General features: G+C 71.9%; 18 protein-coding genes and 1 tRNA gene. 2 read left to right on the top strand and 17 right to left on the bottom strand.

What is annotated here, in order from left to right; translation table 11 throughout:
* Positions 1–288 precede the first annotated feature (288 nt).
* Positions 289–720, top strand: a complete 432-nt coding sequence (locus J4557_RS13705) for a hypothetical protein (protein ID WP_208266901.1) — start codon at positions 289–291, stop codon at positions 718–720.
* Positions 721–876: 156 nt separating this feature from the next.
* Here J4557_RS13705 and J4557_RS13700 read toward each other — a convergent pair whose 3' ends face one another.
* The 13 genes from J4557_RS13700 to J4557_RS13640 all read right to left on the bottom strand — a co-directional run bounded on the left by J4557_RS13700 (position 877) and on the right by J4557_RS13640 (position 15,373).
* Positions 877–1,797, bottom strand: a complete 921-nt coding sequence (locus J4557_RS13700; protein ID WP_208266900.1) for an L-threonylcarbamoyladenylate synthase — start codon at positions 1,795–1,797, stop codon at positions 877–879.
* 87 nt (positions 1,798–1,884) lie between these two features.
* Entirely contained in the window at positions 1,885–2,745 is an 861-nt protein-coding gene (prmC, locus tag J4557_RS13695) for a peptide chain release factor N(5)-glutamine methyltransferase (RefSeq protein ID WP_208266899.1), read from the bottom strand.
* A gap of 175 nt (positions 2,746–2,920) precedes the next feature.
* Positions 2,921–3,985 (bottom strand): peptide chain release factor 1, encoded by a 1,065-nt coding sequence (gene prfA / locus J4557_RS13690; RefSeq protein ID WP_208266898.1) that lies wholly within the window; start codon positions 3,983–3,985, stop codon positions 2,921–2,923.
* Between the two features lie 133 nt (positions 3,986–4,118).
* Positions 4,119–4,337 carry a 50S ribosomal protein L31 gene (gene rpmE, locus J4557_RS13685; protein WP_151544542.1) on the bottom strand — a complete coding sequence of 73 codons (219 nt, stop codon included), beginning with the start codon at positions 4,335–4,337 and terminating at the stop codon, positions 4,119–4,121.
* A gap of 206 nt (positions 4,338–4,543) precedes the next feature.
* Positions 4,544–5,197 carry a response regulator transcription factor gene (locus J4557_RS13680; protein WP_208266897.1) on the bottom strand — a complete coding sequence of 218 codons (654 nt, stop codon included), beginning with the start codon at positions 5,195–5,197 and terminating at the stop codon, positions 4,544–4,546.
* A 60-nt stretch (positions 5,198–5,257) separates the two neighbouring features.
* The gene (locus J4557_RS13675) at positions 5,258–6,643 is read right to left on the bottom strand and encodes a sensor histidine kinase (protein WP_307799750.1); all 1,386 of its coding nucleotides are present in this window, start codon (positions 6,641–6,643) and stop codon (positions 5,258–5,260) included.
* Between the two features lie 179 nt (positions 6,644–6,822).
* Entirely contained in the window at positions 6,823–9,018 is a 2,196-nt protein-coding gene (gene rho, locus J4557_RS13670; RefSeq protein ID WP_208266896.1) for a transcription termination factor Rho, read from the bottom strand.
* A 467-nt stretch (positions 9,019–9,485) separates the two neighbouring features.
* The gene (thrB, locus tag J4557_RS13665) at positions 9,486–10,457 is read right to left on the bottom strand and encodes a homoserine kinase (protein ID WP_208266895.1); all 972 of its coding nucleotides are present in this window, start codon (positions 10,455–10,457) and stop codon (positions 9,486–9,488) included.
* The gene (thrC, locus tag J4557_RS13660; protein WP_208266894.1) at positions 10,457–11,524 is read right to left on the bottom strand and encodes a threonine synthase; all 1,068 of its coding nucleotides are present in this window, start codon (positions 11,522–11,524) and stop codon (positions 10,457–10,459) included. Before thrC ends, thrB begins: the two co-directional genes overlap by 1 nt.
* A 53-nt stretch (positions 11,525–11,577) precedes the next feature.
* Positions 11,578–12,903 carry a homoserine dehydrogenase gene (locus J4557_RS13655; RefSeq protein ID WP_307799748.1) on the bottom strand — a complete coding sequence of 442 codons (1,326 nt, stop codon included), beginning with the start codon at positions 12,901–12,903 and terminating at the stop codon, positions 11,578–11,580.
* Positions 12,900–14,297, bottom strand: a complete 1,398-nt coding sequence (gene lysA, locus J4557_RS13650) for a diaminopimelate decarboxylase (RefSeq protein ID WP_208266893.1) — start codon at positions 14,295–14,297, stop codon at positions 12,900–12,902. Before lysA ends, J4557_RS13655 begins: the two co-directional genes overlap by 4 nt.
* Positions 14,294–14,989: a DALR anticodon-binding domain-containing protein gene (locus J4557_RS51650; RefSeq protein ID WP_208266892.1), complete on the bottom strand. Its 696-nt coding sequence runs from the start codon at positions 14,987–14,989 to the stop codon at positions 14,294–14,296. Before J4557_RS51650 ends, lysA begins: the two co-directional genes overlap by 4 nt.
* 21 nt (positions 14,990–15,010) lie before the next feature.
* Positions 15,011–15,373: a response regulator transcription factor gene (locus J4557_RS13640; protein WP_190862106.1), complete on the bottom strand. Its 363-nt coding sequence runs from the start codon at positions 15,371–15,373 to the stop codon at positions 15,011–15,013.
* 129 nt (positions 15,374–15,502) lie between these two features.
* Between J4557_RS13640 and J4557_RS13635 the strand changes: the two genes are divergently transcribed.
* A tRNA-Arg gene (locus J4557_RS13635) sits at positions 15,503–15,574 on the top strand.
* Positions 15,575–16,448: 874 nt separating this feature from the next.
* On the opposite strand, the gene J4557_RS13630 is transcribed toward J4557_RS13635, so the two are convergent.
* The 4 genes from J4557_RS13630 to phoA form a co-directional block, all read right to left on the bottom strand.
* Positions 16,449–16,889: an SRPBCC family protein gene (locus J4557_RS13630; RefSeq protein WP_208266891.1), complete on the bottom strand. Its 441-nt coding sequence runs from the start codon at positions 16,887–16,889 to the stop codon at positions 16,449–16,451.
* Between the two features lie 863 nt (positions 16,890–17,752).
* Complete coding sequence (locus J4557_RS13625; RefSeq protein WP_208266890.1) at positions 17,753–18,358, bottom strand: carbonic anhydrase; 606 nt, start codon at positions 18,356–18,358, stop codon at positions 17,753–17,755.
* Positions 18,359–18,464: 106 nt separating this feature from the next.
* On the bottom strand, positions 18,465–18,917 hold the full coding sequence (locus J4557_RS13620) for a hypothetical protein (protein ID WP_208266889.1): 453 nt from the start codon (positions 18,915–18,917) through the stop codon (positions 18,465–18,467).
* Between the two features lie 710 nt (positions 18,918–19,627).
* Positions 19,628–20,953: an alkaline phosphatase gene (gene phoA / locus J4557_RS13615; protein WP_243775717.1), complete on the bottom strand. Its 1,326-nt coding sequence runs from the start codon at positions 20,951–20,953 to the stop codon at positions 19,628–19,630.
* Positions 20,954–21,053: the final 100 nt, after the last annotated feature.

Raw genomic sequence — 21,053 nt, 5'->3', positions numbered from 1 at the left:
CCCCGCCCGGCGGCCGTCCCGCCGGATGAATGAGATCTTCGTCATGATCGGCCGTCCGCGGCGCCTTGGCGCACCAGGGAAGCCCCTCCGGAACCCCCTCTGCAGCGGGGTCCGGCCCCCGCGCGTGCCGCGTCCGGACTGTTGGACGCGGGGAGGGCCGCTCCGGTTCGGTCTCACCGATCTTTTCGGCCGCCACTGGCCGTACGGTAAGAAAACCGTAAAGATGATCTTGATATCACTGCTAGGTTATCCGCCGCTAACCCGTGATTCATGAGCATGGAGGGACCAATGCGGCGATTCGCAGCCGTAGCCCTGACCGCCGGCGCACTGCTGACCGGCACCGCCCTCGCCGGCGCTCCCGCCGACGCCGCCACCACCCACAGCTGGGCGCCCTACAACTCCTACGGCAACGTGAGCGCCTGGGGCACTTACACCCGCCAGGGCGGCAGCACCTACGTCACCGGATACCTCCGGGACGGAGCGAAGAACGGCTGGACCGCCTGCGTCCGCTTCCTCTTCACCGAGGGCACCAAGAAGTACTGGTCCCGCTTCAAGATCGTCGGCTACACCTCCAGCGGCACCCAGTACAACTACGACGGCAAGGCCACCGTCAAGATCAAGACCAGCTCCTCCTACAGCTGGCACCTGTGGGTCCAGGAGTGCGGCCGCAACAAGAAGACCGGCCAGTACCTCTACGGCAAGGGCAAGAAGCTGTTCTGAGCCCCTTGCATCGCCCTCGGCGGTTGCGCACGCGATCGTTGACGCCGAGGGCGGCGCCGGCCGAGCCTCCGGACGCGTCCGTGCTCGTCGGCGGCGGCTGAACCCGGAAACGGCCGGGCAGGTTGATCCTGCCCGGCCGTTTCCGCTCGTCCGGGGTTACTCGTCCTTGGGCTTCGCGGGGGTCTCCGCGGCCTCCGGAAGGACGCTCGGAGCCGCGGCGGGCTCCGGCGCGTCGGCCGCGTCCGCAGGGGCGTCCGCGGGGGCGTCGACCTCCGCGGATTCCGCGGGTGCGGCGGTGGCCTCAGCAGGGGCGGGGGCGGGCTCAGCGGGCGCCTGGGGCGCTTCGACCGCGGGCTGCTTGGTGAGGGAGGGCTTGGACTCCACGGCGGCGGAGGAGGCCGCTGTGAGCTCCGCGGGCTCGGGGGCCTCGTCCTCCTCCGTGAGCAGCACGCCGACCACGGAACGGATCTTGTCCTCGGGGATGGCGCCGACCCGCAGGAGGCGCGGCACCGACCCCGTCAGGTCCACGATCGTGGACGGGTCGGCGTGCCCCGACCGGCCCCCGTCCAGGTACACTTGGACCGAGTCGCCGAGCATCTTCTCCGCCTCCTCGGCGGTGCGCGCGGCGGGCTCGCCCGACAGGTTCGCGCTGCTGACGGCGAGCGGCCCGGTCTCCTTGAGCACCTCCACGGCCAGCTCGTGCATCGGCATCCGGACGGCGACGGTGCCCTTGGTCTCGCCGAGGTCCCACATGAGGTTCCGGTTCGCGCGGAACACCAGCGTCAGCGCGCCCGGCCAGAACTCGTCGATGAGGTCCTGGCCGTAGGTGCCGAGATCCTCGACCAGCGCGGTCGCGGCCCGGACGGACCCGACCAGCACGGGCGGCGGCATGTCGCGGCCACGGCCCTTGGCGTCCAGCAGCGCCTGCACGGCGGCGGGCGTGAACGCGTCGGCGCCGACCCCGTACACCGTGTCGGTCGGCAGGACGACCAGCTCGCCGCGCCGGACGGCCGAGACGGCCTCGGCGATTCCACGGGTGCGCTCCATCGGCTCGGAGCAGTCATAACGTCGGCTCACGGTCGCCCGTCTTCCCATCTCGCGGCGCTCGTCCTCTGGCACGCCCCAGGATAGCCGCGCCGCGCGCGGTCCCCGCGCCGCATGCGGCTAGTCGGCGGCGAGGCGGGCGGTGACGAACCGGTCCCGGTTGGTGAGGTCGCGGCGGTTGCGGACGTCCCGCCAGCCGTTCTCCTCCGCGAAGATCCAGTACACCCCGTTGCCCTGCAGGTCGCTGTGCTCGACGGCGACGTAGCCGCCGGGGCGCAGCAGCCGGCGGGCGGTGCGCTCGACGACGCGGATCGCGTCCAGGCCGTCGTCGCCGCCGCCCCACAGCGCGTCCGCCGGGTCGTGGTCGCGGACGTCGCGGGGCACGTACTCCCATTCGCTCATCGGGATGTACGGGGGGTTGCTGACGACGAGGTCGACGGTGCCGTTCAGCTCCGGGAGGGCGGCGGCGAAGTCGTCGAGGTGCAGGCGGACCCGGCCGCGCTCGTCGAGTTCCTCGATGTTGCGGGTCGCGTGCACGAACGCCTTGGGGTCCTTCTCCACGGCGTGCACGCGCGCGCGGGGCGCCTCCAGCGCGATCGACAGGGCGATGGCGGCCGAGCCCGTCCCGAGGTCGACGACGAGGGGGTCGCGGACGTCCATGTCGCGGAGCGTCTCCAGCGCCCAGCCGACCATCACCTCGGTCTCCGGGCGCGGGACGAACACGCCGGGGCCGACCTTCAGCTCCAGGTAGCGGAAGAACGCGCGGCCCGTGATGTGCTGGAGCGGCTCGCCGGCCTCGCGGCGCGCCACGAACTCCCAGAACCGGGCGTCGAACGCGCTGTCGGGCACGGCGTGCAGCTCGGAGCGCTTCACCCCGTGCACGGCAGCGGCCAGCTCCTCGGCGTCGGCGCGCGGCGAGGCGGCCCCCGCGTCCGCGAGCCGCGCGGTGGCCCTGGCGATCTCGTCCAGCAGCAGCTTCATGCGCTCATGCCTGTGCCTCTCGAGGGGGGGACGACCCCCCACACCCCCCGGTTCGCTGCGCTCATGACTGTGCATTCTCGAGGGGGGACGACCCCCCACGCCCCCCGGTTCGCTGCGCTCATGACTGTGCTTTCTCGAGGGGGGACGACCCCCCACACCCCCCGGTTCGCTGCGCTCATGATTTTTGTGCTTCGGCCAGCCGGCGTTCCATGTCCGCGTCGACCAGCGCCTGCGTCACGTTGTGCAGATCGCCGTCGAGCACCTGGTCGAGGTTGTAGGCCTTGTAGCCGACGCGGTGGTCGGAGATCCGGTTCTCGGGATAGTTGTAGGTGCGGACCCGCTCGGACCGGTCCACGGTGCGGACCTGGCTCTTGCGCTCCGCCGCGGCGGCCGCGTCCGCCTCCTCCTGCGCCATCGCCAGCAGCCGGGACCGCAGGATCCGCAGCGCCTGCTCCTTGTTCTGGAGCTGGCTCTTCTCGTTCTGGCAGGAGACGACGACGCCGGTCGGCAGGTGCGTGATGCGGACCGCGGAGTCGGTGGTGTTGACGCTCTGCCCGCCCGGCCCGGACGAGCGGTACACGTCGATGCGCAGGTCGTTCGGGTCGATCTGGACGTCGACGTCCTCCGCCTCGGGCGTCACCAGGACGCCGACGGCGCTGGTGTGGATGCGGCCCTGCGACTCGGTCGCGGGCACCCGCTGCACCCGGTGGACGCCGCCCTCGTACTTCAGCCGCGTCCAGACGCCCTCGTCCTGCGAGCCCTTGGCCTTCACCGCGACCGTGACGTCCTTGTAGCCGCCGAGGTCGGACGGGTGGGAGTCGAGGACCTCGGTCTTCCAGCCGACCCGCTCGGCGTAGCGCAGGTACATCCGCAGCAGGTCGCCCGCGAACAGCGCCGACTCCTCGCCGCCCTCGCCCGCCTTGACCTCCAGGATCACGTCCTTGGAGTCGTTGGGGTCGCGCGGGACGAGCAGCCGCCGCAGCCGCTCCTCCAGCGCCTCCTTGCGCTTGCCGAGGTCGGCGGCCTCGGCCGCGAACGTCTCGTCCTCGCCGGCGAGCTCGCGGGCGGTGCCCAGGTCGTCCTCGGTGGACGCCAGCTCCCGGTGCGTCTCGACGATCGGCCGGAGTTCGGCGTAGCGCTTGCCGAGCCGGCGCGCCAGGGTCTGGTCGGCATGAACGGACGGGTCGGCGAGCCGCCCCTCGATGTCGGCGTATTCGCTGATGAGTTCGTCGAGATTCACGGTGTGTCCTGGCCCGTTCCGGCCCCGGGGCCGCGGCGGCCTCCGGAAGCCGACTCCGAACGGCCCGGGGACCTGGAGAGTCCCCGGGCCGTCCCTGGTCGCTGTGCGGCGCTCCGCGCCGCGCGGCTCGGCGCTACTTTCCGGCCTTCTTCTTGCCGAAGCGCTGCTCGAAGCGCGCCACCCGGCCGCCGGTGTCGAGGATCTTCTGCTTGCCCGTGTAGAACGGGTGGCAGTTCGAGCACACGTCGGCGTGGATCACGCCGTTCTCGGCGGTGCTGCGGGTCTCGAAGGTGTTGCCGCACGTGCACGTCACGGTCGTGACGACGTAGTCCGGGTGAATGTCGGGCTTCATGGGTTCTCCTCGCATGAGGCGGTCGCCGGGCGCCCCCGCTCGCACGGCCGTCCGGCGTGGTCGTTTCCACGCGACGGCGCCATGGGAGATCCGGGAGGCGTGAACCGGTACCGCAGCGGTTGCAGTCCAAGTGTGCCAGATACCCGAACGTGCCGAGGTCACCGGTCATTCCCGATCTCGGATCGGGGTCCCGCGCCCGGACCGGTTCAGCCGTCGGCGCGGCCCAGGTAGGCGAGGACGGCCATCACGCGGCGGTGCCCGCCCTGCGCGGGCTGCAGGTCGAGCTTGGCGAAGATGTTGGAGATGTGCTTCTCCACCGCGCCCTCGGTGACGACCAGGCTCTCGGCGATGGCGCCGTTGGCGCGGCCCTGCGCCATCAGCCCCAGCACCTCCCGCTCGCGCGGCGTCAGCGCCTCCAGCGGGTCGCCGGAGCGGCGCCGGCCGAGCAGCTGCCCGATCACCTCCGGGTCGATGACGGTCCCGCCGGCGGCGATCCGGCGGACCGCGTCGATGAACTCCGCGACGTCCGACACCCGCTCCTTCAGCAGGTAGCCGACGCCCTCGGCGCCGCCGCCGATCAGGTCCGTCGCGTACCGCTCCTCCACGTACTGCGACAGGACGAGGATCGGCGTGCCGGGCCGGCGCTCGCGGACGGCCAGCGCCGCGCGCAGCCCCTCGTCGGTGAACGACGGCGGCATCCGCACGTCCACGATGGCGAGGTCCGGCTCGTGCTCCTCGACGATCCCGAGCAGCCCCGGGCCGTCCCCGACCGTCGCGACCGTCTCGATCGCCGCGTCCGCGAGCAGCCGGACGAGCCCTTCGCGCAACAGCACCGAATCCTCGGCGATCACTACCCGCATGCGCCCATTATCGGGCCTCGCGGGCGGCGCCGGGCCGCGCCGCCAGGGATCGCCGGGTGGTCACCAGGTGCAGGGCAGGTCCGCCCGGATGATCGTGGGCCCGCCGGGCGGGCTGTCCACGATGAGCATCCCGTCGATGGTGGCGGCCCGGTCGGCCAGCCCGGCCAGCCCGCCCCCGGCGCGCGCCACCGCACCACCGACCCCGTTGTCGGTCACCTCGACGACGACCCAGCGGTCGTCGCGGGCGACGCGGACGGACGCGCGGGTCGCCCGCGCGTACTTGGCGATGTTGGCCAGCGCCTCGGCGACGATGAAGTAGGCGATGCTCTCGACCGCGGCCGGCGGCCGCTCCGGCAGGTCGACGGCGACCTCGACGGGCACGGGCGCCCGCCCCGCCAGCCCGGACAGCGCGGGGTCCAGGCCGCGGTCGGTGAGGATCGCCGGGTAGATGCCGCGGGCGAGGTCCCGCAGCTCGGTGATGGCCTCCCTGGTGCCGGCGTGCGCCTGCTCGATCAGCGCCCGCGCGCCCTCCGGATCGTCGTCGAGCTTCGCGCGGGCGCGGCCGATGTCCATCGCGACGGCCAGCAGCCGCTGCTGCGCGCCGTCGTGCAGGTCCCGCTCGATGCGGCGGCGCTCGAACTCCGCGGCGTCGACGCCGCGCGCCCGGCTGGCCCGCAGGTGCGCGGTCCGCTCCCGCAGCTCGAGGTTCTCCGCCTGGGACGCGCTCGGGCCGAGCATCAGCCGGGCCCACGCCGCGTGCGCGACCGCCATCCCCCGCGTCACGTACATCGCCGCCGCGAGGACGACCAGCCCCGCCGCCGACACCGGCAGCGCCTCGACCGGGTTCCCGGACCAGTACGTCACCAGCCCGAGGTTGATCTCCATGCCGCCGCCGAACAGCACGATCAGCGGCATGAACAGCAGGCTGCCCGTCAGCGCCCACACGAAGGCGGACACCACGAACTCCACCATCGCGATGGGGAACAGCAGGACGAGGTAGGCGAGGTCCTTCCAGGTGGCGGGATCGGCGGCCATCGTCCTCAGCCGGACGAACGGGTTGCGGCTCTCCGGCCGCGGCCGGTACGGGTCGGGCAGGGTGACGCCGAACGCCGCCCGCACCAGCCGGCGCTCCAGCCGCGCGCCGAACCGCCACGCCACCATCAGCAGCGCGAGCAGCGGGAACCCCACCCAGATGATCAGGGTGCCGAGCGACAGCGCCAGCCCGACGGCCAGGACGACGAACCAGCCGAGCCCGAACGCGAGGCTCACCGCCAGGTACAGCGCGGACGTCCAGGTCACGGCGGACCGGGCCATCGCCGCGGGTCGCCACGGGCCGTCCGCCACGGACGCGGCGCGGCCGCCCGCCCGCGTCGCGCCCCCACCGGGGGTCCCGGCGTGCGCCGGCGGGTCTCCCGCGCCCCCGATGTCCCTGCTCAGCTCGCCCACGTCGTCCCTCCACGCCCGTTCCAACCTACGGTGCAAGCCTGCCTTCCGGGGCGCCCGGCCACCATGGAGGTCCCCGCCGGACCGGGGTGGGGCTAACCCCACCATCGGCTTCCGGCACCGGGCGCCGGGACGCGGAACGCCCCCGCCCGGAACCCGGGCGGGGGCGTCGCGGCAGACGATCAGCGGTCGTCGGAGACCGTCGTCTTCTGCACCTGGAGCAGGAACTCGGCGTTGGACTTGGTCTCCTTCATCTTCTCGATGAGGAGCTCCAGCGCCTGCTGGGTGTCGAGGGCGTGCAGCACCCGGCGCAGCTGCCAGACGACCCGCAGCTCCTCCGGCGCCATGAGGATCTCCTCCTTGCGGGTGGACGACTGGTCGACGTCCACCGCCGGGAAGATCCGCTTGTCCGCGAGCGACCGGTTGAGCTTCAGCTCCATGTTGCCGGTGCCCTTGAACTCCTCGAAGATGACCTCGTCCATCCGGGAGCCGGTCTCGACCAGCGCGGTGGCGAGGATCGTCAGCGAGCCGCCGTTCTCGATGTTGCGGGCCGCGCCGAAGAACCGCTTGGGCGGGTACAGCGCGGTCGAGTCGACACCACCGGACAGGATGCGGCCGGACGCCGGCGCCGCCAGGTTGTAGGCCCGGCCGAGGCGGGTGATCGAGTCGAGCAGCACGACGACGTCGTGGCCCAGCTCCACCAGCCGCTTCGCGCGCTCGATCGCCAGCTCGGCGACCGTGGTGTGGTCCTCGGCGGGACGGTCGAAGGTCGAGTGGATGACCTCGCCCTTCACCGTCCGCTGCATGTCGGTGACCTCTTCCGGACGCTCGTCCACGAGGACGACCATCAGGTGGCACTCCGGGTTGTTCTTGGTGATCGCGTTGGCGATCGCCTGGAGCACCATCGTCTTGCCGGCCTTCGGCGGCGACACGATCAGCCCGCGCTGGCCCTTGCCGATCGGCGAGACCAGGTCGATGATCCGGGTGGTCAGGATGCCCGGGTCGGACTCCAGCCGCAGCCGCTCCTGCGGGTACAGCGGGGTCAGCTTGCTGAAGTCGACGCGGCCCTTGGCCTGCTCCGGCTCCATCCCGTTGACGGTGTCGAGCCGCACGAGCGCGTTGAACTTCTCGCGCCGCTCGCCCTCGCGGGCCTGCCGGACGGCGCCGGTGATGACGTCGCCCTTGCGGAGGCCGTTCTTGCGGACCTGCGCGAGCGAGACGTACACGTCGTTCGGGCCGGGCAGGTAGCCGGTGGTCCGGACGAACGCGTAGTTGTCGAGGATGTCGAGGATGCCCGCGACCGGGATCAGGACGTCGTCCTCGCTGATCACCGGCTCCTCGTAGCGCTCGCGGCCGCCGCGGCCCCGGTTGCGCTCGCGGAACCGGCGCCCGCGCCGGCTGCGGCCGCCCTCGTCGTCGTCGTGCTGGCCGCCGCCGCCCTGGCTCTGGCCGCGCTGGCGCCCGCCGCCGTCGCGGTCGCTCCGGTCACCGCGGTCACTCCGGTCGCCGCGCTCGCCGCGCTCGCCGCGCTCGCCGCGCTCGCCGCGCTCGCCGCGCTCGCCGCGCTCGCCGCGCTCGCCGCGCTCGCCGCGCTCGCCCCGGTCACCGCGCTCACCGCGCTCGCTCCGGTCGCCGCGGTCGCGGCCCTCGCCGCGCTCCCGGCCGCCGCGCTGGCGCTGCCGCCCGCTCTCGCGGCCCTCGCGGCCGTCCCGGCCGCCGTCACGCCCGGACTCGCGGCCGCCCTGGGCCTCGCCGTCCTCGGAGCCGCCGCCCTGGGCCGCGGCGGGCTCCCGGTTCTGCCGGTCGTTCTGCCGGTCGCCGCGCTCGCCCCGGCCCTCGGACGCCCCCCGGTCCTGCTTGTCGGCCGTGCGCGCGCTCTGCCGGCCGCCCTGCCGCTCGGCCTTCTCGGGCCGGCCGTCCTGCTTGTCGGCCTGCTTGTCGGCGGCGGGCTGCTCGGGCGCAGCCTCGGCGATCGCGACCTGCTCGGCCGTCTCGCGCTTCGCCGCGGCGCGGGTGCGGCGCGGGCGCTCGGCCTTGGCCGTCTCGGCCTTGCCGGCGTCCTGCGCGCCCTTGCCCGCGTCGGCCTCGCCGGCCCCGGCGGCGGCCTTGGCAGCGGCTCCCTGCTCGCCCGCCGAGCCCTGCCCCTGGCCGCCCTGCTTCTCCTGGATGGCCGCGATGAGCTGGCTCTTGCGCATCCCGGTCACACCGGTGATGCCGAGGCTGGACGCGAGTGCCTTGAGCTCGGGCAGCACCATGGCGGAGAGGCCCGTGCCGCTCCGGCGGCGCCGGGGGGCGGTGGGCTCCGCGCCGTTCTGGGCGGCGTCGGCCGCGGGTGCAGTGCTGGATGCGTCCGTAAGGAGTTCGCTGGATTCGCTCACTAAGGGTCCTTCCCAGGGAGCGGGCGTCGGCCGGCGTTCGGCCAGTCAACCCGGTAATACGGCCCGGCGGGGGCGCCGAGTCGGGCTCCGCTGATCACGATGGGGCCGGGATCGGCGATTTTCTGGGCACAGCCAGATGATGGACGGGACGGTTCGCTCGCACGTGTCCCCGCTACCGCCACGTCCGAAGTTTCGCTGGAATGCCTGACAACGGAATGTCACGGTGTCGGGGAGCCTGGTACGCGGGACCGACACGGCCGGAGGGCCGGACAGGCGACGCGCGGCTGACGAGCACGCTGCCCCGAACGGGGCATCTGGTGCGGCAATCAGCCTAACATCACCAGGGCACACTGCTATTCCCCAGAGGTCGATGTCTTCGCATTTTACCTAGGTGGATCTTGCGGGGACCCGCACCGGCCGGAGCGCCGCGACGGCCCGGGCCGCACCCGGCCCGCCCCGGCGCCGCGTCAGCTCCGGCGGCCGGGTTCACCGGGCACGACGCATGCGCCGCGGGTCGCGACGTCCAACGGGTGTTCGTGCCACCCATTACCCACTCGCGGAGCCATCGAATCAACTCGTGATGCGTTTGTGAAGGCCAGGACAGTGGGTCCTGCCCCCGAAATCACCGCGGGCACTCCGGCGGAACGCAGCCGTTCGACGAGTTCCGCGGACTCCGGCATCGCGGGGGCGCGGTAATTCTGGTGCAGCCGGTCCTCCGTCGCGTCCAGCAGCACGCCGTCGCCGAGCCCGCCCGAGAGCGCGGCGACGAGCAGCGCGGCGCGTCCGGCGTTGGCGGCGGCGTCGGCGTGCGGGACCGTCTCGGGCAGCAGCCCGCGCGCCCGCTCGGTCGCCAGGCGCTGCTCGGGCACGAACGCCACCACCTGCCTGACCTGCGGTTCCAGCCGGACGAGGCGCGCGCCGTCCGGGGTCGTCCACGCGATGGTGAGGCCGCCCGCGAGGCACGGCGCGACGTTGTCGGGATGCCCCTCGATGTCGGTCGCGAGGCGCAGCGCGGCGACGTCGTCCATGAGGTCGCCGTGCGGGTGCAGCGCGCGCGCCGCGACGATCCCCGCGACGATGGCGGCGGACGACGAGCCGAGCCCCCGGCTGTGCGGGATGCGGTTGCGGCACCGCAGCCGGACGCCCTTCGGCTGGCCGGCCGGCTGGCCGGGTCCGGCCGCGGCGAGGTCGTCCAGCACGTCGAAGGTCCGGCGCAGCACCTTCACGATCAGGTGCCGCTCGCCGCGGTCGGCGACCTCGGCGCCCTCGCCGTCCACCTCGATGGACACCCCGTCGCCGGTCAGCGCCACCTCGACGTCGTCGTACAGCGACAGCGCGAGGCCGAGCGAGTCGAAGCCCGGCCCCAGGTTGGCGCTCGTCGCCGGCGTCCGCACCAGGACGGACCGCTCCGGCCGGTTCCCCGGGTCGACAGGGCCCATCAGGTGAGGCCGAGCGCGGAGGCCGCCTCGTGGGCGTCGACGCGGACGACCGTCGGCGCCGGCGCGCCGGAGATCGCCCAGTCGGGGTCCTTCAGGCCGTTGCCGGTCACCGTGCAGACCACCCGCGTCCCGGGCTTCACCACGCCCTGCTCGGCGGCCTGCAGCAGGCCCGCGACGCTCGCCGCGGACGCCGGCTCCACGAACACGCCCTCTTCCCTGGCGAGCAGCCGGTAGGCGGCCAGGATCTGCCGGTCGGTGACCGAGTCGATCGCGCCGCCCGACTCGTCGCGCGCGGCGATCGCGAGGTCCCAGGACGCGGGGTTGCCGATCCGGATCGCGGTCGCGATCGTCTGCGGCTTCAGCACCGGCTCGCCCTTGACGAACGGCGCCGCGCCGCTGGCCTGGAAGCCCAGCATGCGGGGCGTCCGCGTGGCGACGCCGTCGGCGGCGTACTCCTTGTAGCCCATCCAGTACGCCGAGATGTTGCCGGCGTTGCCGACCGGCAGGCAGTGCACCTCCGGGGCGTCGCCGAGCGCGTCCACGATCTCGAACGCGGCGGTCTTCTGGCCCTGCAGCCGGTACTTGTTGACCGAGTTGACCAGCGCCACCGGATAGTCGACGGACAGCTTGCGGGCCAGCTCCAGGCAGTCGTCGAAGTTGCCGTCCACCTGCAGCAGCCGCGCGCCGTGCACCAGCGCCTGCGCCAGCTTCCCCATCGCGATCTTGCCGTTGGGGACGAGCACCGCGCACGTCATCCCGGCCCGCACCGCGTACGCGGCGGCCGACGCGGACGTGTTGCCGGTCGAGGCGCAGATGACCGCCTTGGCGCCGTCCTCGGCCGCCTTGCTGATCGCCATCGTCATCCCGCGGTCCTTGAACGAACCGGTCGGGTTGAGGCCCTCGACCTTCAGGCGCACCTCGCAGCCGGTCAGCTGGGAGATCCGGACGGCCGGCACCAGCGGCGTGCCGCCCTCCAGCAGCGTCACCACGGGCGTCGCGTCCGTCACCGGAAGCCGGTCGCGGTATTCCTCGATGAGGCCGCGCCACACGCGGGCGTTCCCGTTCACGTCAGTGTCTCCTCGGCTGACCTGCGAATGTGGACCCGGATTCTACCGGGATCTCACTCCTCGCCCTCGACGCGCATGACGCTGGCGACCTCGCGGACGCTGTCCAGCCCGCGCAGGCCCTCGACGACCGCCGACAGGGCCGCGTCCGGCGCCCGGTGCGTCACCACCACGAGCTGCGCCTCCTCGCCCAGCCCCACCTGCCGGACGGCCTGGATCGACACCTCGTGCCGGGCGAACTCCGCGGCGACGGCGGCGAGCACGCCCGCCTCGTCCGTCACGTCGAGGTGGATGTAGTAGCGCGTGACGGTCTCGCCCATCGGCAGCACCGGCAGCTTCGCGTACGTCACCTCGACCGGGCCCGGCGTCCCGCCGACCACGTTGCGCGCCACCGCGACCAGGTCGCCGAGCACCGCCGACGCCGTCGGGGCGCCGCCCGCGCCCGCGCCGTAGAACATCAGCGACCCCGCCGACTCCGCCTCGACGAACACCGCGTTGTAGGCCTCGCGGACGCTCGCCAGCGGATGCGTCCGCGGGATCATCGCCGGGTACACCCGCACCGACACCCCGCGCCCGTTCCGGCCGTCCTGCGCACCGCCGTCGGACGGCACCCGCTCGCAGATCGCGAGGAGCTTCACCACGCAGTCCATGCCCTGGGCGCCCGCCACGTCCGCCGCGGACACCTCGGTGATGCCCTCGCGGTGCACGTCCGCCGCCGTCACCGGGGTGTGGAACGCGAGCTGCGCCAGGATCGCCGCCTTCGCCGCCGCGTCGAACCCCTCCACGTCCGCCGTCGGGTCCGCCTCCGCGTACCCGAGCGACTGCGCCTCCTCCAGCGCCTCGTGGAACCCGGCTCCGGCGGAGTCCATCTGGTCGAGGATGTAGTTCGTCGTGCCGTTGACGATGCCGAGCACCCGGTGCACGTGATCGCCGACGAGCGACTCCCGCAGCGGCCGCAGCAGCGGGATCGCGCCCGCCACCGACGCCTCGTAGTACAGGTCGGCGCCGTACTCGCGGGCCGCGGCGAACAGCGTCGCCCCGTCCTCGGCCAGCAGCGCCTTGTTCGCGGTGACGACCGACTTGCCGGTCTTCATCGCCTCCAGGATCAGCGTCCGGGCCGGCTCGATCCCGCCGATCACCTCGACGACGATGTCCACGTCGTCCCGCGTGACCAGCGCCTGCGCGTCCGTCGTGACCAGCTCCGGATCGACGCCCGCGCGCACCCGCTCGGGCCGCCGCACCGCGACCCCGGCCAGCTCCAGCGGCGTCCCCACCCGCGCCGCGAGATCGTCGGCCTGCTCGCGCAGCAGCCGGACGACCTCGCTGCCGACGACGCCGCATCCCAGCAGCGCGACCCGCAGCGGGCCACGTTCGGGTTTCACGCTCCGACCTCCGCATCCGCATCCAGCCGCAGCAGGTCCTCGGCGGTCTCCCGGCGGACGATCACGCGCGACCTGCCGTCCTTCACCGCCACCACGGCGGGCTTCGGGACGTGGTTGTAGTTACTGGCCATCGATCGACAGTACGCACCGGTCGCGGCCACCGCCACCAGGTCCCCCGCCGCAATATCTTCGGGGAACCACAGGTCCCGCACGACGATGTCCCCGCTCTCGCAGTGCTTGCCGACAAGCCTACTGAGCATGGGGGACGCCTCGGACGACCGGCTGGCGAGCGCGCCGGTGTACTCCGCGCCGTACAGGGCGGTCCGCAGGTTGTCGCTCATCCCGCCGTCCACCGACACGTACGTCCGCAGCCCCTCGACGTCCTTCACCGTGCCGACCTCGTACAGCGTCACGCCGCCCGGGCCGATGATCGCCCGGCCCGGCTCCACCGTCAGCCGCGGCATCGCCAGCCCGTACGCCCGGCACTCGTGCGCCACGATCTCCCGGAGGCCGTCCGCCATCGACTTCGGGTCGTGCGGCTCCTCCCCCGGCACGTACGCGATCCCGTAGCCGCCGCCGAGGTCCAGCTCCGGCAGCTCGATCCCGTGCTCGTCGCGGATCGCCACCAGCAGCTCCGCCAGCCGGTGCGCCGCGACCTCGAAGCCGTCCACGTCGAAGATCTGCGACCCGATGTGGCTGTGCAGCCCGACCAGCTCCAGCTGCCTGAGCGCCAGCACCCGCCGGACCGCCTCCAGCGCCGCCCCGGAGCCCCGTGAGAAGCCGAACTTCTGGTCGTCGTGGGCCGTCGCGATGAACTCGTGAGTGTGCGCCTCGACGCCCGTCGTGACCCGCACCATCACCTTCGGCCGGACGCCCCGCTCCTGCGCCAGGTACCCGAGCCGCGCGATCTCCTCGAACGAGTCGACCACGATCCGCCCGACCCCGGCCTCCAGGGCCTTCTCCAGCTCCCAGGGCGCCTTGTTGCTGCCGTGCAGCGTGATCCGCTCCGTCGGGAAGCCCGCCGCCAGCGCCACGGCCAGCTCGCCGCCGCTGCACACGTCCAGCCCGAGGCCCTCCTCGTGCAGCCATCGCGCCACCGCCGTGCACAGGAACGCCTTGCCCGCGTAATGCACGTCACCATCGTGGAACGCCGCCGCGTACTCCCTCGCCCGGGACCGCACGTCCTCCTCGTCATAGACGTACAGGGGCGTCCCGTACTCCTTCGCCAGGTCCCGCACGTCGACGCCGCCGATGGTCAGCACGCCGTCCTCACGGGTCGCGCCGCGCGGCCACACGTGCGCGTCCAGGGCGTTCAGGTCCTCCGCCGGCCCCGGCGGGTGGTCCTCGGGCAGGACGTCAGCGTGCCGGGGCCCGGCAGGGTGAACTCGACTCATATCCGCTCTCTAGGGGTCTCACCGATCATCTTCAGGCCGTTGCCGAGGGCGATGCGCGCGGCCCGCGCCAGTCCGGCGCGCCCCGCGTGCACCGCCCCGGGTTTCTCGTCCCCCAGGGGCACGGCCGGGCACCGCTCATGGACGTCGTGGTACGCCCCGGCGACCCTCTCCAAGCAGAACGCCAGCGGCCCGGCGTCGCCTTCCCGCTCGGCCTGCGCGGCCCGTCCGGGCACCTCCGCGAGGGCCCCCACCAGCCGCGTCTCCGCGTCCGCGGGCTCCACCAGCGCGCCTTCACCGACCCCGAGCTCCCGCGCCCACCGCCCGGCCCAGCAGGCCCGCGCGTACGCGTACCGGACCGAGAACCCGGGGTTCTCGAACGTCCGCGGCCGGTCGGCCCACGCGAAGCGCGGGACCCGGGCCAGGCCGTAACCGGGATCCCGCAGAATGCCGTTCACCACATCCGCCGGCGGCACCTGCACCCGCACGAACCCGCGCCCGCTGACGGACCCTCCTACCCGCGCCGCGACCGCCTCCGGGCTCACCCCCAGCACCAGCGCCACGGGGCTCTCGAAGACCCCGGCGCCACGGGCGAGGACGAGCACCTCATCGGGCACCGCGACGTCCAGCCCGCCCTCGGCGACGGCAGCGCGCGCCGCCGCCACCAGGGCATCGCTCACCTCGGCCGGAGTCACTCTGGTGAGACTATCCGACCACTATCTGGACACCGCAGCGAGTTTCCGCACCGTCTGGATCAGCTGGTTCGGGTCGAACGGCTTCGTCACGTAGGCGTCCACGCCGATCTCGTGCCCGCGCCTGACGTCGTGCTCCTGCGCCCGCGCCGTGATCATCACCACCCGGATGTGCGCGGTCCCCGGGTCCTCCCGGAGCCGGACCGCCGTCACCCACCCGTCCAGCCGCGGCATCATCACGTCCAGCGTGATCACGTCCGGCCGCACCTCGACCACCTTCTCCAGGCAGTCCTGACCGTCCACAGCGGTCGAGACCTCGAACCCCTCGAGTTGCAGGTTCACGGCGATGAGCTGCCGGATCACCTCGTCGTCGTCGACGACCAGCACGCGTCCCAGGGGCTCGGTCACGGCCTTGAAGTTAGTCGACTCCACCCTGGAACGCACGGCGAACGTCCACGTACGCGTCACCCCGCCAACCCTGGTAACCTTCAACACGCGCCGCACCGCGACGCAAGGGCCCCCTTAGCTCAGGGGATAGAGCAACGGCCTCCGGAGCCGTGTGCGCAGGTTCGAATCCTGCAGGGGGCACCTCGAAACGATCAGCCAATACCCCGGTTGACCAGGTACAACACCGGTCTCCGGGGTTTCGTGTATCTGCAGCCGCGCACCAGCGAAAGCCACCGCCCGCCGCCGTTCACGGAACATAGGCGGAACGGCCCCGAGCCCATCCGCCCAAGGCCCGTCCTCGCCGTCGAGGGGCGGCGGTACTCAGGCCGCTGCGCGGCCCCGCCCCAGGCCGCCCGGAGCGTGCGACGTGGGCGCCGGTCGCCGGCGACCAGGCCGAACGGCGCATCGCGTCAGCTTCACCGGCGTCGTCCCAACCAGTCGCCGCGGGGGCCGCACCGCCGCCGGTCATTCAGCGAAGCCACCGGTGCCAAAGAACCCATGTGCACCACAACAGGGCTGCCCCGATGAGAGCCTCCAGGCACCGCACCCACCACTGCCCGTCCCCTGCCAGCGCCAAGACCAGCACCAGAACCAATCCCAGCCAGCCGAGCAGCACAACCGCTATGCGTCGAAGCACGCGAGACAGCATTCCGGGAGCTTAAACCGCGCGGGAGGGCCTCGTTCATAGCTGAGCTTGAAGGGTGCGAGGCTCCCCCGAGCCGATGCGTTGAGGATGGCGGCTACGCCGCACACCCAAGGCGGTCGCGGGGACCGGATACCACGTGACGAGAGCGCCGCGGAGACGTCCCAGACGCTATCCGGCCCAGTGGCAGCGGCTGGCCCTTGGCTCCTCGCCGTTTCCTCCTGTATCGGGCCGGATTCTCAGGTGGCGAGCGTGTCTCGGAGGTATTCGACCAGGCCACGCTCGCTTTGCTCGCGGGTAGCCCGGGGCCGGCCGCACGGGAACCACCGTGATCGGACCAGCCTGGCAACTTGCAGGAGTGCGCTGCGCAGGTCAACTCTCCAACTCGGCGTTCAATTTCGCCAACTGCGCGTCGTAGATGCTTCGCAGCCCCTTCGGAGCGAAGGTGCGCTCGAAGAACCCGCCCACACCGCCGGCTCCGTCCCAGGTCGTCCGGACCTGAACCCGCGTACCTCCGGTCACGGGCGACACGGTCCAGGTGGTGACCATTGAGGAGTTCGCGTCCTTTTCGACGAGCGTGTCGGCCGAGGGGACGCTGACCGAGAAAAGGCAGTCGCGCACCCGCTTGCTCGTGGCGGCGAGCTTCCAGTGCACCACCGTGCCCTCGCCCTGCCCGCCCTCACGCACGTCGTACTCGCTGTAATGCTCGGTCAGCATCCTCGAGCGCACGCCCCTGTAGTCGGCGAGTGCTTCGAACACCCGCTCCGGGCTCGCCTTCAACGTCTTCTCCGCGGTGACCACGACTTGTCCCATGCCTCACATCCTGCCCCACCCCTCCCTGGGACCACCGCACGCCACCCCCTGGCGTGCCGAACCTTAAGCGGGTCCAGGGCTGCATCGGAGGTCTCGTACTTGGCCCGTGGCCGACCAGCGTCCAGGTCGCTTGAGACACCTACGCTGCCGGGCCTCACGCCAGCCACCTCGCCGGAGCCAGCTCCTCCACCTGACCGGCGTCCGATACCGACGGGGCGCTCGCTCATGAGCCGACGGCATCGCTGAACGGTCGCGACTGCAAGCTGGCTATTCGCGTTGATATCGGCGCTGGCTACGTCTCGCGCCTCCTACAGCGATTACTTATGGTTGGTCGGGGGCTACAGTCAGAGAATGGAGTGAGTCAATCCGACAACCAGCCGCGAGAAGCACGGTATCCGTTGATGCGTTGATCAGCGCCCCGATACCCGATGGCCGCAACCGCCTTTTCGCCCACTCGCGAGCACTGCACGACAGGCGGCATCCCCCGCGCGCTGAACAGGTGGCCTACGGCATCGCGGTCTTGTCCAGGCTTGCTGGCATCGCAGGTCTCGCGGTCACCGGCGACAGCCGTAGTGTGACGCGAGGGGGGCGAGAAGTAACGACATTGCACTCCGGGGGGTATGACTCTAGGCGAGTTCGGGGGTATGGGAGCATCAGGTCCCGGAATTGTTCCTCTTGGCCTTGGTCGAATCCATGCGACCACATCGCCTTGTTCATTCTCGTCGCAAGCCAGCGCCCTTTCGGCGTGGCTTTTGGGCAGGTTGTGCGGATCGCCCTGGCGACCTCTGATCAGCACGGGCTCGGAGCCCTGGCGGGTGGCCGTTCGTCTCGGACACCCGCCAGCCGCGGCTCCATAGCCGGTGTCACAGCGGAGTGAAGGAATCGGTTGTCGGGGAGTTCGCGGTCGGGGCGATGAAGACTCGACCGTCGGTCAGGTTGTAGAACCAGCCGTGGACGCGCAGGCGGCCCTGGGCGAGGCCACGAGCGATCTTGGGGTAGCGGCGGAGTTTGTCCAGCTGGGCCAGGAGGTGGAGATGGCCCGGATCGACCGGGGGCTCCGTCGCCGAGGGGCGAGAACGCTTGTTGGTGCGGGTGAGCCACCACCATGTGGTGAACGCGCTGATGGACAGGCCCCCTGGCCTGAGTGTGCGGACGGCGCCGCAGTCTGAGTGGCCACAGACCACGATGTCGGTGACACCCAGGACGCCGACCGCGTACTCGATGGTGGCGGCTTCACCGGTAGGGCGGCCGGGCCGGTGCGGCGGGACGACATTGCCGACATTGCGCAGCTCGAAGAGCTGGCCCGGCTGGGCTCCGGTGAGGAAGGCAGGAGAGACGCGCGCGTCAGAACAGGCGATGAACAGCGCTTCGGGCCGTTGCGTCGCCGTGGCGTTCGGTCCGGTCCGGACGTGCGGACTCGTGGGCGGATGCGGGGTGATGGTGCGGGCATGCTTGATCAACGACTCCATGGCGGATCTCCCATGGTCGGTACGGGTTGAGGGGATCACGGGCAGGGCCGCGCCGCTCGCGAAGAGCGAGATCGCGGGCGGTTCGCCCGAGGCGCACGGGTGTCTGTCAGAGACGGAAGATCTGCAGCGATGACGGCGTCAAGGGACGTGCCGCCATCGTCCGGGCACGCCATCTCGTCAACGACGAGTGATGGACGCCAGAACCGTGTTCCAGGTCTGCGCTTGCCCCGGCCACGCAAAGATGGCAGCCCGAAGCCGCTCCGGAAGCGATCAGCTCCTCGCCGACGAGCCGTTGACGTGGTGCGATGCCGCGCTCGCATTGGCCGGCGGTGCACCAGCGGGGGTGGGCGTCCTTCCCTCCATGGGAGGCGGCGACGACTTCTTTCGCGGGGGGCGTCGGCCGTGCGGCCTGTTCGAACTGCGGGCCTGCCAGAGGCAGGCGGGCGGTCTCGTGATGTCCGTCGGGATTGGCGGCGAGATGTCCGGTCAGCAGCAGGGCGAGCACCAGCACCAGCAGGCGTGTCGTACAGGTCGGGCAGGTCGCCATCCTGGTGTCCATCCGATCCTCGGAACCCTCGTACCAAGCCACCGAATATCACTATGCGTGACCAAGCATAGCGTGTTCATTACCGAACGTCACTGCCGCTGGAGAGAAACGCGAGGGAAGACGTCCGATGCAGTGGCCGCGGCCGGGCAGGTGCGTCGTCGCGGCGCCCCTCTGGCGGCTACGGGCTCTGGTCGCCTTGCTCGAGGGCGAGACGTGCATCTGCGACTCGGCCGTTGTGGCGCGCGCGGTGTGTCGGCGGTCTTGTGCCGACCAGCGGTGGCTCGGCGGAGCGCTTCGGCCCTCATGGCGGCGGAGGTCGTCTCTGGGGCGGTCCGTATGCTCAACGACGCCGCCTCCCCTGGTGGCGATGCGCCTGGCCGCCAAGCCTCCGCTAGGCGGCCTCAAGCGGGCGGAGATCCTGTCCGCCCAGGCGACGGGCTCACTGATCCCGTCGGCTTACGAGCGATCCGCCGTTCTCACCATCCGAGCTCACCGCCCTGATCGGCGTGCTGATCAATCTCGGCGCGGCTCACCACCGGGTCCGCCCGCGCCGTCGCCTTTCTGATCGCCCTCGTACTCAAGGCCGGTATCCGCCCACGTCCTGGTCTGCGGGTATGTCCTGCGCGACGATGCGTCCGCCATCCTTCTGGTCGGCGACGGAAGCCGGCAGGGCCGGTCGCATGTGCGACCGGTCCTGCGGCTCGAGAAGGTGGCTCGCGGTGCTACTGGCCGAGGGCCCGGCGCAGCGTGCGGAACAGGTCGGTCTGGTCGGTGACGCCGACCAGGTTGGCGGCCTGAGGCCCCTGGGCCGCGATCCGGACCTGGGTGCCGGTGTGCTCCTGCGACTGGCCGACGGTGTTGGTCGCGTAGTTGATCTGCATCGGGGCGCCGTCCGCCGTGACCAGCGTCGCGCTCTGCCCCGGGCTCTTGGCCTCGATCGGGATGATCTGGCTGGTGTGGCCGTGGTCGGCGCTGACGACCACGAGGGTGTCGCGGTGGGTGCGGGCGTAGTCGAGGGCCGCCTTGACGGCCTTGTCGAACTGGGCCGTCTCACCGATCTGGCCGCACGGGTCGGCGGCGTGGTCGCGCTTGTCGATCGACGCGCCTTCGATCTGCAGGAAGAAGCCCCGCTTGGACTTCTTGGTCTGGGCGTCGAGCAGTCCGATGGCCTTTCCGGCCATGTCGCTCAGGTGCGGGCCGCTGAACGAGGCGTTGGGCGCGCACTTGGCCGGGTCGGTGCCGCCGACCTTGGCCGCGGGCCCCGTCCACTCCTGCGGCATGTTGCCGTCGGCGAACAGGCCGAGCAGCTTCTGGCCGGGCCTGGCCGAGGCCAGCCCGGAGGTGTCGGTGACGACGTTGTAGCCGGCGGCCTTGGCCTGGTCGACGACCGTCTTGCCCTTGAAGGGGCCCGCCTTGATCGTCTGCGCCCAGCGGGCCTTGCCGCCGCCCAGGTAGAAGTCGGCGCCGGTCTGCACCTGCTGCTTGGAGATGGAACCCGGACCGCCGTTGGCCTTGTCCTGCACGGGGCAGTTGGCCATGCCGGCCGGTCCCTGGCAGGAGCGGTCCGCCACGTGCGCGGCCAGCACCGCCGGTGTGGCGTCCCCCAGTTCGGCGGTCGTCACGTCACCGGTACGGAAACCCGCCTTCTTGGCGATCTCGAGGATGGTCGGGACCGGCTTGCCGTCCGGGGTGACCGAGATCGCGCCGTTGTAGGTCTTGTGGCCGGTGGCCCAGCCGGTGCCGCTGGCGGCGGAGTCGGTCACATAGTCCGGCAGCTTGGGGTTGTTCTTGTTGACGGAGTAGGTCGTGTACGCGCCCGTCAGCGGAAGGGTGTCCAGCGCCAGCCGCCCGGCCGCACCCTGGGTGTAGTTGCGGGCGATGGTGATCTCCGAATCGCCCATGCCGTCACCGATCAGCAAGATGACGTTGCGCGCCTTCCCGCCCTCGATCGCGGAGCGGACCGCACCGGTGCGATCGCCGTTCGAGGCGAAGGTGGGGGCGGCGGCAGCGCCCAGCGCCGCCAGCAGAGCGACGGCGGAGACCGCCATCCGCCGAGTCGGTCGCCACGAAGAGGTCATAGGTCGCGCTCCTCAGTAAAGATCTTCCCGATGCCGGGAGGAGACCATCAGGCCCCGGCGGACCCACGCC

Source organism: Actinomadura nitritigenes, from assembly GCF_017573545.1.
Classification (GTDB): domain Bacteria; phylum Actinomycetota; class Actinomycetes; order Streptosporangiales; family Streptosporangiaceae; genus Spirillospora; species Spirillospora nitritigenes.
Note: the sequence above shows the minus strand (reverse complement) of the source record. Positions and strands in the feature narration are given on the sequence as shown.

Excerpts from the sequence above, each read along its gene's own strand:
- J4557_RS13705 (WP_208266901.1), top strand. The coding sequence starts at position 289 with ATGCGGCGATTCGCAGCCGTAGCCCTGACCGCCGGCGCACTGCTGACC.
- prmC (WP_208266899.1), bottom strand. The coding sequence starts at position 2,745 with ATGAAGCTGCTGCTGGACGAGATCGCCAGGGCCACCGCGCGGCTCGCG.
- rpmE (WP_151544542.1), bottom strand. The coding sequence starts at position 4,337 with ATGAAGCCCGACATTCACCCGGACTACGTCGTCACGACCGTGACGTGC.
- J4557_RS13680 (WP_208266897.1), bottom strand. The coding sequence starts at position 5,197 with ATGCGGGTAGTGATCGCCGAGGATTCGGTGCTGTTGCGCGAAGGGCTC.
- thrB (WP_208266895.1), bottom strand. The coding sequence starts at position 10,457 with ATGGGCCCTGTCGACCCGGGGAACCGGCCGGAGCGGTCCGTCCTGGTG.
- lysA (WP_208266893.1), bottom strand. The coding sequence starts at position 14,297 with ATGAGTCGAGTTCACCCTGCCGGGCCCCGGCACGCTGACGTCCTGCCC.
- J4557_RS13630 (WP_208266891.1), bottom strand. The coding sequence starts at position 16,889 with ATGGGACAAGTCGTGGTCACCGCGGAGAAGACGTTGAAGGCGAGCCCG.
- J4557_RS13625 (WP_208266890.1), bottom strand. The coding sequence starts at position 18,358 with ATGGAGTCGTTGATCAAGCATGCCCGCACCATCACCCCGCATCCGCCC.
- J4557_RS13620 (WP_208266889.1), bottom strand. The coding sequence starts at position 18,917 with ATGGACACCAGGATGGCGACCTGCCCGACCTGTACGACACGCCTGCTG.
- phoA (WP_243775717.1), bottom strand. The coding sequence starts at position 20,953 with ATGGCGGTCTCCGCCGTCGCTCTGCTGGCGGCGCTGGGCGCTGCCGCC.